At 35.1% G+C, this 14,342-nt stretch carries 13 protein-coding genes; 9 read left to right on the forward strand and 4 right to left on the reverse strand.

From position 1 onward, the window contains the following. Positions 1-259: 259 nt before the first annotated feature. Both ACOMCU_RS14325 and ACOMCU_RS14330 read left to right on the forward strand, forming a co-directional pair. On the forward strand, positions 260-1,012 hold the full coding sequence (locus ACOMCU_RS14325; RefSeq protein ID WP_010860524.1) for an IclR family transcriptional regulator: 753 nt from the start codon (positions 260-262) through the stop codon (positions 1,010-1,012). Between the two features lie 136 nt (positions 1,013-1,148). Then, complete coding sequence (locus ACOMCU_RS14330) at positions 1,149-2,081, forward strand: aldo/keto reductase (protein ID WP_010860525.1); 933 nt, start codon at positions 1,149-1,151, stop codon at positions 2,079-2,081. 48 nt (positions 2,082-2,129) lie between these two features. Here the strand turns inward: ACOMCU_RS14330 and ACOMCU_RS14335 are convergent, their stop codons facing one another. Beyond that, positions 2,130-3,068 (reverse strand): ring-cleaving dioxygenase, encoded by a 939-nt coding sequence (locus ACOMCU_RS14335; RefSeq protein WP_010860526.1) that lies wholly within the window; start codon positions 3,066-3,068, stop codon positions 2,130-2,132. A gap of 642 nt (positions 3,069-3,710) precedes the next feature. Here ACOMCU_RS14335 and ACOMCU_RS14340 point away from each other — a divergent pair. After that, entirely contained in the window at positions 3,711-4,550 is an 840-nt protein-coding gene (locus ACOMCU_RS14340) for a YitT family protein (protein ID WP_010860527.1), read from the forward strand. 333 nt (positions 4,551-4,883) lie between these two features. Here the strand turns inward: ACOMCU_RS14340 and ACOMCU_RS14345 are convergent, their stop codons facing one another. Together ACOMCU_RS14345 and ACOMCU_RS14350 are read right to left on the reverse strand one after the other, a co-directional pair. Next, a complete protein-coding gene (locus ACOMCU_RS14345; RefSeq protein ID WP_010860528.1) occupies positions 4,884-5,807 on the reverse strand; it encodes a D-alanine--D-alanine ligase in 924 nt (307 codons plus the stop codon). Then, positions 5,804-7,261: a PLP-dependent aminotransferase family protein gene (locus ACOMCU_RS14350; RefSeq protein WP_421050536.1), complete on the reverse strand. Its 1,458-nt coding sequence runs from the start codon at positions 7,259-7,261 to the stop codon at positions 5,804-5,806. The genes ACOMCU_RS14345 and ACOMCU_RS14350 overlap by 4 nt, the downstream gene beginning before the upstream one ends. Positions 7,262-7,530: 269 nt before the next feature. Between ACOMCU_RS14350 and ACOMCU_RS14355 the strand changes: the two genes are divergently transcribed. From ACOMCU_RS14355 to ACOMCU_RS14375, 5 genes are all read left to right on the forward strand, one after another. Next, positions 7,531-8,319 carry an ABC transporter ATP-binding protein gene (locus tag ACOMCU_RS14355; RefSeq protein ID WP_010860530.1) on the forward strand — a complete coding sequence of 263 codons (789 nt, stop codon included), beginning with the start codon at positions 7,531-7,533 and terminating at the stop codon, positions 8,317-8,319. Further along, positions 8,316-9,938, forward strand: a complete 1,623-nt coding sequence (locus ACOMCU_RS14360) for a hypothetical protein (protein ID WP_421050537.1) — start codon at positions 8,316-8,318, stop codon at positions 9,936-9,938. The genes ACOMCU_RS14355 and ACOMCU_RS14360 overlap by 4 nt, the downstream gene beginning before the upstream one ends. Before the next feature lie 176 nt (positions 9,939-10,114). Further along, entirely contained in the window at positions 10,115-10,591 is a 477-nt protein-coding gene (locus ACOMCU_RS14365; RefSeq protein WP_010860532.1) for a sigma-70 family RNA polymerase sigma factor, read from the forward strand. A gap of 2 nt (positions 10,592-10,593) precedes the next feature. Next, positions 10,594-11,574, forward strand: a complete 981-nt coding sequence (locus tag ACOMCU_RS14370) for an anti-sigma factor (protein WP_010860533.1) — start codon at positions 10,594-10,596, stop codon at positions 11,572-11,574. Continuing rightward, positions 11,556-11,849, forward strand: a complete 294-nt coding sequence (locus ACOMCU_RS14375; RefSeq protein WP_010860534.1) for a hypothetical protein — start codon at positions 11,556-11,558, stop codon at positions 11,847-11,849. The genes ACOMCU_RS14370 and ACOMCU_RS14375 overlap by 19 nt, the downstream gene beginning before the upstream one ends. Positions 11,850-11,918: 69 nt before the next feature. Here the strand turns inward: ACOMCU_RS14375 and ACOMCU_RS14380 are convergent, their stop codons facing one another. Continuing rightward, complete coding sequence (locus ACOMCU_RS14380; protein WP_010860535.1) at positions 11,919-12,995, reverse strand: helix-turn-helix domain-containing protein; 1,077 nt, start codon at positions 12,993-12,995, stop codon at positions 11,919-11,921. Positions 12,996-13,387: 392 nt separating this feature from the next. On the opposite strand from ACOMCU_RS14380, the gene ACOMCU_RS14385 reads away from it, so the two are divergent. Then, the gene (locus tag ACOMCU_RS14385; RefSeq protein WP_010860536.1) at positions 13,388-14,251 is read left to right on the forward strand and encodes a glycine betaine ABC transporter substrate-binding protein; all 864 of its coding nucleotides are present in this window, start codon (positions 13,388-13,390) and stop codon (positions 14,249-14,251) included. The last annotated feature ends 91 nt before the right edge of the window (positions 14,252-14,342 follow it).

Genomic DNA, 14,342 nt, shown 5'->3' on the forward strand with positions numbered 1-14,342 from the left:
ACGTTTCCATTATAAGGTAATTCCGTTTTTTTGCACTACTAATCAGTAGATATTTTTTAGATGTGCCGCTTCATGTTCAGCATGTTAATGGAAGGTCGAACAAAATTGATTTAAATAGCAGCCTATGTTGAAAGCGAAAGACGAAGTTTCAGAGATTAAAGCCACTTTTCTATTCTTGTAATATATTAGAAGAAAGAATACGATGAGTTTTAAACTTGTTACGATTAACTAAGCTAATTCAAAAGTAAGGAGAGACATAATGGAGTCTTATGAAGTATCAACATTAAAAAAGGGCCTTTTAATTTTGGATTTACTACGTGAAAAACATGCGCTTACCTTAACTGAAATTATGGAAGAACTATCAATGAATAAGACTTCTGTTTTTCGAATGCTTTATACACTAGAAAAAATGAATTATGTTACAAAATATAATAAATATTACCAATTAAATTCTCATATTTTTAGAAATGAGCATTTATATTGGCATAATGATATCCAATGGGCTTCTCTTGTAGCCCCCTATCATCTAGCAAGGCAAGAACAAATAACCACTTATATTGGTATTTTAGAAGATTGTGAGATGGTCATAAAAAATGTAATTAAGGAGCCTTTTGAGCAACCTGCTTTTCATGCCATCGATTCTCGAACACCTATGCATTCGAGTGCCCTTGGCAAAGTAGTATTAGCTCATCTCTCACCTGAAAGACAACAAGCAATGTTAAATACTATGGAGCTACATACCTATACACCAGAAACTTTTTATGATTACGGACTATTGGTTCCTCATTTACAGGTCATTAAAGCACAAGGATATGCGGTTGATAATGAGGAAACAAATCTAGGTAAATGCTGCATTGCAGTTCCAATTTATCGTAATAAAGAAGTAATCGGAGCAATTGCTTTCCATGGTTCGACCGAACAAATTAAAAAAAACGCCATTCGTTCGTATGTAAAAAAATTAGTGAAGGCAAGTCAACAAGTGACAGTAGAAATTAATTATCTGATAACTTAAGATGTTCATTTACAATTTCTCCTTTTTTTACAATGAAAATGCTTTTGTTTCTATATTCGAAACAACATGTAGCTGTGTTGGTAAAAATTTTTTTTTTGCTCTATGCTGATTATAGAAAACACGAGGAGGTAGGATGATGAAATTTCATACGTTAAAGAAAACAACGATCAATATTTCAGAAATTGGTCTTGGTACAAATGCTGTAGGTGGACATAACTTATTTGAAAACTTAAATGAACAGGATGGTAAGGAACTAGTCTCCGCTGCACTTGATTTAGGGATAACTTTTATTGATACAGCAGACATTTATGGTAAAGGACGTTCCGAGGAAATTGTCGGGGAGGTACTGAAAAATTATCGCAGAGAGGATTTCGTGTTAGCGACAAAGGGAGCTAAGCATTGGTTTGAAGATGGATCAGTCACAGTAGATAATGATCCACAATATTTACGCCAAGCACTCGAGAATAGCTTGCAACGTCTTCAAATGGATTATGTAGATCTTTATTACTTACACTTTCCAGATAACGATACTCCGCTAGCTGAGTCGATTGGTGAATTATCACGTCTAAAAGAAGAAGGGAAAATTCGAGCAATAGGAATTTCAAATGTAACAGTAGATCAACTAAAAGAAGCCAATGTGCATAATGATATTTCAGTTTTACAATCTCCTTACAATATGTTAAACCGTTCAGCAGAGCAAGATCTATTGCCTTACTGTATTCAACATGATATTTCATTTATTCCATACGGTCCGCTTGCTTATGGGCTACTTGGTGGTAACTATACAAAAGATTTCAGATTAGATGCAGGAGACTGGCGAATATCAAATCCTTTATTCCACGGTGAGCTATTTGAACAAACGTTAGCAAAAGTAGAGGCATTAAAGGAAATCGCTCAGAAGCATCAAACAACATTACCCAATTTAGCGCTTGCTTGGTTATTAGCACAAGAGGGTATTGATGCCGTTATTCCAGGAGGAAAGCATAAAAACCAAGTGGCTGCCAATGTAATAGCGACTGATGTCCTTTTAACAAATGAAGACTTAGTGAATATAGCAAGAATTTTATAATAATAGAACATGCGGAAATGCTGTTAAATCAACATTTCCGCAAATCACTTAATCAAGCGAACGCACTTTGATGGGGATTAATGTTCTTTCTAACTGTTCACGTTGCTGTTCATACTGAGAGGGTAACATTAATTGGCTACCCATTGTTTCAGGTGTCTCATCATGTGAGAATCCTGGAGGATCTGTCGCAATTTCAAATAGAATTTCACCGGGTTCGCGGAAATAAATGGCGTTAAAGTAATTACGGTCTTTTACTTCCGTTACATGTTGTCCATAATTCATTACATGCTCTTGCCATTCTAAGTGATCCGCATTATCTTTAGCTCTCCATGCAATATGATGTACTGTCCCTACACCCATTTGACCCCGTAAGCCTGATACTATTTTTAAATCTACAGTATTTCCAATATCTGCACTTGATTTATAGCGTGTATATTCGCCTTCTGTTGCTACTTTTTCCAGCCCCATTACACCCGTTAATACCTTGGCTGTTTCTTCAGGATGACTTGAATAAAGCGTTGCACCACCAAATCCCTTAATCGCGACCTCTGATGTAACTTCACCAAATGACCATTCGTTTATATCGCCTTCTGCACGTGCAACGATTTCTAATTGAAGTCCATGTGGGTCATCCAATTGAATAATTTGTTCACCAAAGCGCTCCGCTTTTTTGAATGGGATGGCAAATTTCGCAAGACGATTTATCCAAAAAGGTAGTGCCCCTTCAGGTACAACATAAGTTGTTACGCCGACTTGACCATCGCCAATTTGTCCTTTATAAGCATTTGCCCATGGAAAGAACGTAATAATCGTACCGGGTTTACCACCTTTGTTACCAAAATAAAGATGATATGTGCCCGGGTCATCAAAATTTACCGTTTGTTTAACTAAACGTAAGCCTAAAATACCTGCATAAAAATCAATATTCTCCTGTGGATGCCCCACAATGGCTGTGATATGGTGAATACCTGCTGTATGTTTGTTCATATTGACAACGCCTTTCATGACTAACTAATTTTTTCTCTCGTATATTTTTTCCAATTGACCACAATACCAAACTTCCAATGACTAGTTACTTGAAGCTCTTAACCTGCTTTAAATATTATCTCAAATTAATTTATCTTGAATTCGAGATAATAATAACACGTTATTTTGAAATCCGTCAACATATCTGTAAGAAAAACATCTTATCTTCCCAAGTAAATAACTAGACATGCTAAACATCACCGTCCCTACCTATCAATTAGTTATGGAAATGGTGCAAATTTTTTATATCCATTTATATGCTTTAAGATCAAGTTCAGTGATTATGGCATTAAAACTTAAATTGAAACTAGCATTGTGCATAGCATCCCACCCAGCAATCAATTATTTTTTGCTATATAGCCCCCTCCTTGGCTAGAAAATTATTAAAGGTATGTTATTATATTGTTAGTTTTTGTATTATTTTATTAAAACTTCTAGTATCTAATGCTTATATCATGGATTCATTTAGTTAAAACTAACAACATACTTACTCACACTTGTTGATTTATCACAAATGAACATTCCAACAGTATATAAAATGAATAGAACTTGATATAGTATGTACTTAAGAAAAAATCAATTATGTTATGGTGGTGTCATGTAGTGAAGAAATACATTTTGGATATTTTAATGATTATGGTCGGGTCGCTGCTTTTTGCGCTGGCAGTTAACTTATTTGTTATTCCAAATGATTTAGGTGAAGGCGGCGTAACTGGTATAACAATTATCGCCTATTATCTATTTGGATGGTCGCCAAGTATTGTAAGTTTTGTGTTAAACGCAGCTTTATTAGTGGTTGGATATAAATTTTTAAATAGGCAAACGACCATTTATACGATTATTGCCGTAACGTTCCATTCACTTTTTTTACATTTGACAGAAACGTGGTCCATTTCTTCAAATGAAATTATTGTGAATGCCATTTTCGGCGGGGTATTTGCTGGTGTAGGCATTGGCTTAATAATAAGGGTTGGTGGAACAACAGCGGGTTCTACCATCTTAGCTAGAATCACGAACAAATATCTTGGCTGGAGTATTAGTTATGGTTTATTATTTTTTGATTTAATTGTTGCTTTCTCATCTTATTTTATTATCGGGACAGAGGCATTGTTGCTAACTATTATTATGCTATATGTCGGTACAAAGGTGATGGAGTTTGTTATTGAAGGTGTGAATCCTAAAAAGGCAGTTACGATTATTTCAAAAAAACCGGAGGCCATTGCCGGCCAAGTAAGTGCGTTTATGAATCGAGGCGTGACGGTCCTATCAGGCCATGGCTATTATACGAAGGAGCAAAAAGAAATTCTTTATATTGTCATTAGTAAACAGGAAGTTGTAAAGCTAAAGAAGATTGTCAAGGAAATAGATAAGGATGCCTTCATTGCCATTCACGATGTACGAGATGTGTTTGGAGAAGGATTTATTGAATTATCTAAGGCATAACACCAAAATGTTTGGAAATCTGATTAAAGACAACGTATCGGTTTAAACATCGGATATAGATGGCAAGCACTTTGCTTTTTCACTTCTGACACATATAAGATTACTAATTCTCTCGAACAAATATTTTACGGGAAATAAAAAACGTCATTTTGAAAAATTTAATCAAAATGGCGTTTTCTTAATAGTCCTCTTTCCTAAAACCCTGGATAGTGGAAGAAAAAATATCTCTATATCTTTAAATCCGATTCTTACCTTTTGCCATTCTTTATTAAATATTTAGACCGAAAAGGTTATTTAGCTACCTTTAACGATTACAAAGTCTAAGCTATTATTCTATAAAATAGTATAATCTTCGCTTCTCCTAACCTGTAAGGAACTTTCAATAATTTTATCTAACAGCTTGGTATAGGTGATTCCTGCTGCATGAGCGCTTTTTGGCAGTAGGCTATTTTTCGTCATTCCCGGCAATGTATTGACCTCCATGACATATGGAATTCCATCCTTTATGAGCATATCAATTCGGGCATAAATAGTGCATTTTAAGGCGCTATAGCAGACCATTGCAGCCCTAGCGACCCGTTCATGTATTGCTGCTGGAAGTTCTACAATCTCTTCAATCGTTGTGGCATTTTCATATTTTGCATGATAGTCAAAAAACGCCGCTGTATGTCGAATTGAAAGTATCGGTAACAGCTTTCCATCAACAATAGAACATGTAATTTCTTCGCCTGTTATATACTTTTCTATAATGATTTCACTATCCCATTTGAATACGTCTGCCACTGAAGATAGTAATGAATCTTTATCGTATACTATTTTTACCCCTACACTGGAACCGCCTGAATTCGGTTTTACCACCAACGGATAGCCCATATTATCTAATTCATCCATCTGAAGCTCTTTCATATCCGAAATATGAAGCCAATCTGGTGTTTGAATGCCCTCATAGCGAATAATTTTTTTTGACATATTTTTATCCATACAAATACCGCTTGATAGCATGCCACTTCCGGTATATGGTACATCTAAGGTTTCAAGTACACCTTGAATTGAGCCATCTTCACCAAACTTGCCGTGAAGCGCTATCAAAGCAATATCAATATCTCTCACCTTGTCAATCAGCTCTATTTTGTCATTTAGTTTAATAGCTACAACTTCGTATTTATCCTTATCTAAATGGGTAATCATTTCTTCACCTGTCATGAGAGACACTTGTCTTTCTGAAGAAACACCGCCCATAATAACGCCAACTTTCATTTTTTCAACTCCTCTAATTCATTTTTTAAGGTCGTACCGATTATCTTAATTCCACGGACAATATCCTCTTCATTTAACCGGGAAAATCCCAATCGAAATGTGTTGCTTCCTCCTCTATCGGTGAAAAAAACATCTCCAGGATAAAAAACAACACCTTGTTGATAGCACTTTTTTAAAAGCGTACGTGCATTTATTTCGTCTGCAAGTTCTATAAAGAGATGTAAACCGCCATCTCCTGTCATTCTTTTAAAGGGAATGTATTGAATGCATGCTTGTCGGGCTAGTTCATATTTTTTTTTATATACTGCTTTAGCTTTTTTCAAGTATCTTTCGAAATAGCCATCATGCAAATATTGATAAAGCACAGCCTGATCCAGTGTAGATGTATGAATAGTACGTGCCCTTTTTACACTTTCTAAACAGTGGATTAGTTCTTTATCTGCTAAAATCCAACCAACACGTAAGCCTGGAAAAAGAATTTTGGAAAAGCTGCTAATATAAATAACCTGGTTACCTGGGCCGACCAAAGTCATTAACGGCGCTAAATGTGCGCCTGAATAAAGTAATTCTTCATTAAAACCATCCTCCACAATAGGGATTTGATATGTCGAAAATAGTTTAATGATTTCAGCCCTCTTTTCAGATGAGGTCACAATTCCAGTTGGATTATGATAAGACGGGATGAGATAGGCAAAATCAAAAGCCGCTTCAGATAAACTTTTTTCAACTTTACTGATGTCAATGCCATCATCCTTCATGTCAATTCCGTGAATGTCGAACCCATGTAAGCGGAAAAGCTTTAATGCGGCATAATGCGTTGGATTCTCACATAGAACACGTCCGGATTTTTTAGCTAAGGAAGATAATAAAATATCCAAACCTTCTGTGAAGCCGTTCGTGATAAGAATATCCTTATTGGAAATATCTACACCCTTCAATTGCATATAGTGAAGAAGGTAATCGATGAGCGGTTTATAACCTTTTGCATAGCCGTAATTCAACACAATATCCCCTTCAATGGACATTCGAGTCAGAAAAGCCCTTTTAAAATTTTCGACATCAAAAAGCTTTTCTTCTGGGGCAATACTACTGAATGAAATTATGCCTTTTTCCCATAAAACATCTTGCTTCATTAAGTCTAGTTCGTCAGCTAATAATGTCACTTCATTGAGCCTCTCTTTCCAATGAAGTTCTATAGATGGCGGTTTGAACTTTTCGACTTTCCCTATAAAATTTCCTTTTCCTTTAATTGCGTAAATTAGACCTTCTTGTTCTAAATCTGCGTAAGCCGTGAGAACAGTATTTCTACTAATCGTTAATAATTTACTAAGTTCACGGGTTGACGGAAGCTTCTGATGTTCCAACAGGTGTCCTTTCCTAATCATCTCTTTCAAATAATCCCTTACTTGCATATAAACTGGACGATCATCCACAAGCTTAAAATCATTAAACACGCCCTGACCTCCTTGCTATCATTTTTACATAACTATATCTATCTCAAAAGGTCCACGCCATATGTATTTTCCTTTAGCGGCGGTTGCCCAAAAGAAACAACACAGTACAGTTTATTCCAAATGTATACTTAAAGCCAAAGCGTGCTGCAAAATTTCTTACTTTCTTCTTACACGTAATTATATTATCATTTCTACATATGGTTAATTTAACCAAAACTATTGTCTATCTGTATAGAAGTCAGACAGAAAAACGAAAAAGGAGCGCTAAAATGAATCAGCAAGAAATTTTGACGATTACGAATTTAACGAAGAGCTATGGTAGCAAGGAAATATTAAAAGGCATCGATTTGCACGTTTCAAGAGGAGAAATTATAGGCTATATCGGTCCAAACGGCGCTGGTAAAAGTACAACTGTTAAAATTATTTTAGGAATTGAAGGCGACTACGGTGGAGAAATTAAGCTTTTCGGAGAGGCTATTCAACAAGATCATATGGCGTACAAACGAAGAATCGGCTATGTACCGGAAATAGCTGATGTATATGACAACCTAACTGGTTATGAATATTTAACTTTCATCGGCCAGCTTTATGGCCAAGAGTTAGAGGTTGCCGCTGAAAAATCAAAATCCTTAATGGAATTGTTTGGAGTTGGAGAAGCCTATCATGCTAGAATATCCTCCTATTCAAAGGGAATGAGACAAAAGCTGTTAATTATCGCTAGCCTTATACATAATCCAGATTTACTATTCTTAGATGAACCAATTAATGGGTTAGACGCAAATAGTGTGATGATATTTAAAGAGATTTTAACGCAATTGGCTGCTCAAGGAAAAACAATATTTTATTCCTCTCATATTATGGATGTCGTCGAAAAAATAAGTAGTCGCATCATCCTGCTGAATGATGGGAAAATTGCAGCTGACGGAACATTTGCCCAGCTACAAGCAGGCAATACTATGGGAACTTTGGAAGGAATCTTCAATCAATTGACAGGTTTCCATAATCATCAAGAAATTGGTGAACAGTTCGTTGCTGTTGTACAAGGGAGAATGCAATGAACGATTTTAAAACCCTACAACTGCTTGATAAATTCCGACTTGTATTTGTGAAAATGGGCATCGATTATGACATCATGAGAATAATCCTCCATATTAAACTAACGATGGATGAACGCAAAGTACCTACATTATTTAACCAAGCTAAAAAAAAGGAAGATCAAAAATATGGCTATATCAAGTCTTTATGGATTTATACTTTATTCGGACTTGTGCTCATTCCGTTTATAGGCTTTGGCCATAATTATCTTTTTCAGATGAGTATTGCTTATGCAATGATTATTTTTTTGATTATGACATCGATGATTTCTGATTTTTCTTCTGTACTTTTGGATGTACGTGATAAAAGCATTCTCTCAACCAAGCCCATTACTGAAAAAACGGTAAATGCGGCTAAGTTTATGCATATATTTATCTACTTGGCGTATTTAACCATTGCCTTAACAACCATTCCACTTTTAGTCGGCTTGTTTAATCAAGGAATTGTATTCTTTATGTTAACTGTGCTCGAACTAGTTTTAATTAATATTTTTATTGTCGTTCTTACTGCCATTTTATATATTGTTATTTTGCGATTCTTTGATGGGGAAAAGCTGAAGGATATCATCAATTATGTACAAATCGGTTTGTCGTTAGTACTGATGATTGGCTATCAAGTCCTCATTAGATTCTTTGAATTTGTCAATTTTGATGTTGTCGTCGCGTTTCATTGGTGGAGTATTTTTCTAATTCCAATGTGGTTTGCCGCTCCCTATGAATTGCTGTTCAATGGTGACACATCTTTATTCACAGTGATATGCAGCGTTTTCTCTGTCGTCATACCTATTGTGTCGATATGGCTTTATGTAAAACTAATTCCAACCTTTGAGCGCAGCCTGCAAAAGCTATTAAGCACAAGCAAATCAAAAAAGAAAAGCAACAATCGCCTAAAGGAGTATTTATTATCGTTCATTTGCCAAACAAATGAGGAAAGAGCATTTTATCGTTTTGCCTCTCTCATGATGAAACAAGAGCGCGAATTTAAACTAAAAGTATATCCATCTTTAGGTTTTGCTTTTGTCATTCCATTTATATTTATATTTAGTGTGCTCAGGACAGAAACTGATGATTATGCCGTTAGTATGAGCTATTTTACTATTTATTTTAGCATGCTACTTATCCCATCAGCTGTGCTCATGCTTGGACATTCAGGAAAGTATAAAGCCGCTTGGATCTACAAAATCTTTCCAATCAAGGACTATACAGACTTAAAAAAAGGTAGCTTAAAAGCATTTTTGATTAAGCTATATATACCTTTGTATCTTGTCCTAAGCATGGTGTTGTGCTTTATTTATGGCACAAGAATTATCCCGGATTTATTGACTGTTTTTGCAGCAAGTTGCTTTTACACTGTGATTTGTTACATCGGCTTTGGAAGCCATATCCCTTTTACAAAGCCTTATGATGAAATCGGCAACGCACAGGGTTGGAAATCTTTTCTATTATTTATTCCGTTAGCTATACTGGCGGGACTACATTATTTCATGGCAACACGTATCTCCTATGGCACAATCATTTATTTGATTGTGCTAGTAATCATTAATTTTGTACTATGGAAAATCGTCTTCAAACGTGTAAAATAACAAGTTATACCCCTACTTATAAATTAGATAAGACGGCTCAAGCCCTTTATTTCAATGGGCTTAAGCCGTTTTTTCATGCGTCATCATATTCATTGGTTTAACATTTATAATAATTTTTAATTATTTTGCAACCTTTTTTGGCCCTTAAACGAGGATAGGATGAAAGGTGGGAAGAGATGGAACTTGAAACAATATATATCACCTATATGAATGATATATATCGCTATTTATATTCACTTACCAAAAATCATACTTTAGCTGAGGATTTGCTTCAGGACACATTTACAAAAGCGCATATTACCCTTCTTGGTCAAGAGATTCAAGATATCAAACCTTGGCTTTTTAAAGTCGCTTACTATACATATATCGACAGTACACGGAAAGAGCTGCGGTATATTACTTCCGACAACGTTGACCAAATTCATTCAACAACACCGGAACAAATCATTGTTGAACAAGATGCTTATCTAAAATTATTAAACCTACTAGAACAAATTAAACCGATAGAAAAACAAATCATCTTGTTATGTGATGTGCATGACTGTACAAATGAACAGGCTGCGAACATTTTACATTTAAATTTGAATACAGTGAAAAGTCATTTAGCGCGAGGACGCAAGAAAATGCGCGCACTAATTACGAAGGAGGAATAGCATTGGATTCTTATAAACAATTATTACAACAGGCAAAGGATAGTGAAAAAAGAGATGCACCTTCTACAAATGTTATAAAAAAAGCCATTGCATCATCTAAGTGGAAACTTATTTTAACTACGTTGACCATTGCCCTTTTAATTGTACCTACTTGTTATATGCTGACATTTTTGTACTATGCTTTTGGTACAAAATCTACCACATTAATGGATGTTACGAGCCAGACTCTTTACGTAACAGAACCAAATACGACGTTAGAAGAACTTGAATTTGATATGGATTTTTCACTCTTTTCGATGGGACTATCATTTGAGCAATTTAAGCAGATAGGTGATGAGGTCTATCCCATTAAACATTATAATACACGCTTTATGTTAAATGATTTAGTTGAAAAAAAGATTACTTCTAAACTGGAAAAAACGTATCCGAAATACCCAACTGAAACAAATCAGTGGCTAGTGCATCCAAAAAATCGAGCAGAATTTAATTCAACTGAGGAGCGACAAGTGCTAAAAGGATTACCAAATGAAACAGTTGTAGAAGCATATATTTCTTTAAACGATTTATATACAGTTGATGAAGTAATCCAGCAAATGCCGAAAGTAGATGTCACATGGGCAGCTATTTATACCGGTGTAGAAGACACCATGCTAAGTGCTAACGGTAATGTTGTATCGCCAATTGGCTATCCTGTACAACCAGATAATACAAATTGGTCACCATTTAAAAATTCTACTTCTCATGAACAAACTTTTTTATCCATCCTAAACTTTTTAGCTGATTATGAGGATACCGCTACTGCTGTTTCCTCACATAAAAATCTGGAACTAACAGAAAGAATAAATTATTTAGAGCAACAAGACATGAAAACTTATGCTGTTGTCATTACAGGCCCTAAAGCTGAAATCGAGCAGTTACAAAATCATACAATGATTAAACATATAAAACTTGGGGAGGTTAAATTATGGAATTGGGTGCATTAAAACAGTCCATTTTTAATGTGTTTGGCTGGGCTAGTGTTGGCTTAGGCTTATGGACACTGATTATGATTAATAGTTGGATTATTATTGGTTATGATGCTCCATTTACTAGTAACTCTTCGACAATCATTATCTTAACATTCATTTTTGGCATCCTTGCTGCCATTCCAAAATCTAGCCGTTCTCTTGGGAAGTGGGGCATCTTTCTTGGCTGCTACCTTGTGTTATTTATGATTGTCATATTTTTGGTTGGCTGGTCTATTACTCCGTTTCCTTAAGAAAGATTCGTAAAAGAGTCCCAGGCCCCCTTTTTCTAGATGAAAAGCCAGTCGATGCAGACTAACTTTTCATCTAGTTTTATTAATCAGCGCTATATATTGCGAATTTCCATATCCTACTGTTGGGAAAAGATCAAATAATCTTTTAAGTAATTCTGATGTTGGCAAATCTTTATTTTTGGAAATATACTTTACTACTGCATTATTTTCGATGAGCATATTTAAATAGATGTCTATTGCTTGATACATTACTGGCAGTAGTTGATTTGATGGTTTTTTATGATTCACCAATACTTCCTTGTAGACAGAAATATAGTGCCCTAATTTAAGTTCCATTTGACTTACTTTAAATTCATCCTCTCGGAAGCTATTTAACACCACCTTGCCTTTATACCCACACTGCTCCAGGTAGCAAAGTATAGTCAGTAAGTTCATTTGACAAAACATGTCTTCACCAAACCATAAAACGATACATTTATACTCTTTATTAAAAAGATTGTCTAATGGATCAATAACTTTTTTGATATAATCTTCTACCGACGCATGATGTCCCAATGCCCGTGTTTTTATAAACTCTTTATCAAAAACTTGTTTAGTAGTGGCGTTTACACACATCGCTTCATTAAATGGCGCGTAATCACAATCCCCCATTAGTTTGTTATCTTTAAATTCTTCGTACATAACTTGTCCATTCAATATGTTCAGTACATACTTGTCAAACAGCTCACTGTGCTCATTTTGTAACTGTTCAACCTCAATTTTTCTAGAAATATTCATTCTACACCATCCCTCTTCTTTATGGAGTGTGAGTTTAACAAATGATTGAACAGGCATTTTGTTCAGTTGAAACTCTCTTGGATTTATACCAAAAATAGTTTTAAAAGCTCTACTATATGCTTGTTGGGAAGAATAATCGTAATCAAAGGCAATGTCCATTATCTTGCAATCATTCGCCAAATCCTCCGTAGACAAATACAACTTTCTAAGCAGAATATAGCGCCGAATACTTATACCTGTTACTTGATGAAATTTAAAAGAACAATAATAAGAGGAATATCCCATATAATTAGATAGTTCATCTAATGAAAATTTATTTTTTAAATTGTCTTCAATCCAATCAATCATCAGCTGTATATGTTCATTCATTTATCTCACTCCTCAAGAAAATTATATGAGGTATTCATTTCTTTGTTTTGATATTTCTTGTGATTGTTAAAACTAGTCCTTCACAAAATTTCTGAAATAATATCTATAACCTCTCATTTCATATTTTATCTTATACTTTTTCCTTGTGATGTAATTTAACTTTGTGATATGAACACAAAAATGTTATGCAACTTAGAGGAACGTGCACTTCAAATCTCCTACTCTCTAGCCACTTCTTAAATTGTATTTCCTCAACAAATGCACTACTTCTTTCTTCATTGCCTTTTGACAAAAGTAACAACCTTTTGATAACATTAAGTTGTTACTTACTAATTTTTAGGTATATTTGGCTCGTTTTATAAAATAGAGAAAGCAATAAGGAGGGAGATTTTATGAGATTCAATAGATTATCAAAGCTAGGTTTAGCATTTGCATTAATGTTACTATTAGCTGCCTGTGGTTCAGATGATACAAGCACAAAAAATAAAAAAGTCAATTTAGCGTATGTAGAATGGGATACAGAAATTGCATCCACTAATGTAGTTGGGCAAGTTCTAGAGGATTTAGGATATGATGTAACACTAACACCACTTGATAATGGCATTATGTGGGAGGCTCTTGCTAATGGTGAGGTTGATGGCATGGTGTCAGCTTGGCTACCACAAACGCATGCTCCACAAGTTGAGAAATACAAAGATAGAATAGTAGACTTAGGTGAAAATCTAACAGGTGCCAAAATCGGCTTAGTCGTACCTAGTTATATGGATGTAGACTCTATCGAAGATTTAACAAATGAAGCGGGTAAAACAATAACAGGCATTGAACCAGGTGCCAATATGACAGCAGCTACGGAGAATGCTTATAAGGACTACCCAAACCTCGAAAGCTGGAATGTTGCTACCTCCTCTGCAGGTGCAATGACAGCCGCTCTTAGTCAAGCGATTGCCAAAAAAGAAGAAATCATCGTTACAGGTTGGTCCCCTCACTGGAAATTCAATGCTTATGATTTAAAATATTTAGATGATCCTAAAGGTATATACGGAGCTGAAGAATATATTGGCACATTTGCACGTAAAGGATTTAAAGAAGAGAATCCGGGAGCATACAGTGTTCTCAATAACTTCCACTGGGCTGCAGAAGATATAGAAAGTGTTATGCATGATATTATGGAAGGCACTGCGCCTAAAGATGCAGCAAAAAAATGGATCAAAAAAAATGAAGATAAAGTCGCAGATTGGACAAAAGATGTAAAATAATAAGTTGTTATACTGTGTATGAACTTCTTCCATGGACATAGCTCAAAATGATAAAAAAAACTCGATACAACCATCCAACTTTGATGTGGGC

The sequence above is a fragment of the Lysinibacillus sp. UGB7 genome, assembly GCF_049058285.1.
In the GTDB taxonomy this organism is placed as follows: Bacteria; Bacillota; Bacilli; order Bacillales_A; family Planococcaceae; genus Lysinibacillus; species Lysinibacillus sphaericus_B.